This window comes from Streptomyces shenzhenensis (assembly GCF_021462265.1).
GTDB classification, from domain to species: domain Bacteria; phylum Actinomycetota; class Actinomycetes; order Streptomycetales; family Streptomycetaceae; genus Streptomyces; species Streptomyces shenzhenensis.
On sequence record NZ_JAJONF010000171.1, the window covers coordinates 1 to 929 of the forward strand.

1 protein-coding gene is annotated in these 929 nt (G+C 71.3%); it reads right to left on the bottom strand.

What is annotated here, in order from left to right; translation table 11 throughout:
- Positions 1 to 81 precede the first annotated feature (81 nt).
- Positions 82 to 929: IS701 family transposase (locus LQ326_RS47295; protein WP_234545395.1), on the bottom strand; the 848-nt coding region annotated here is incomplete at its 5' end.

A 929-nucleotide genomic window follows, 5' to 3' on the forward strand; every position in this document is an offset into this window, starting at 1 on the left:
TCCGTTAGGTCTGTCTGGATCTTGGTGTGGCCCTGCTGGGCAGAGGCTGGTGGCAGGTGGCGCAGACGCCGGTCCAGCAGTTCAGCAGACTCTGGAGGGCGTCGAGGATCTGGTAGAGGGTGAGTCCGCAGTGTCGGCTTTTGGGGCCAGCCGCTGCTCGGTGAGGAAGGCATGGGCGGCGGTGACGAGGGTGGCGTGGTGGTGCCAGCCCGGCCAGGAGCGGCCTTCGAAGTGGTCCAGGCCCAGGCCGTGCTTGAGTTCGCGATAGTCGTGCTCGATGCGCCACCGGATCTTCGCCAGGCGGACCAGATCGACGATCGAGGCGTCCTCGGGCAGGTCGGACAGCCAGAACCGGGTCGGTTCGTCCTCACCGTCGGGCCACTGGGCCAGCAGTCGCACCTCGGGCAGGACGCCGTCCCACCGGCCGTGCCCGGCCACCGCGGCTGCCTGGGCCAGCCGACGCGAGCGCACCCCGGCCGGCCGGACCCGCACCGCGAGGAAGCGGGAGGTCATCGGGCCTCGGGAGCCTTCCCTCCAGGTCACCTCGCTGAAGGCTTCCCGTCCGGCGGCCGCGGCCAGTTCCGTCACCGTCATCGGTGGATGCCGGTAGCGGGGCACCGGCCGGCGGCCGTTGCCGGACCAGGCGGCGACAGCGGGAACCGCCTCATGCGGCTGGACGGTGATGTCGCCGCGAATGCCGACCACGTAGGCGTGTCCCCGCTCGGCCGGCCCAGCACGGAAGTCGGCGTTCTGGCCGTAGCCGGCATCCGCCACCACGACCGGCGGCATCAGTCCCCATCCCGCCAGTTCGTCCAGGGCATCCAGTGCCAGCCGCCACTTCTCCCGGTGCCCGACGTCTTCGGGGATGCCGGTCCGCCGACGCCGAACGGCGTCATCCGCCCATTCCCGGGGTAGGAACAGCCGCCAGT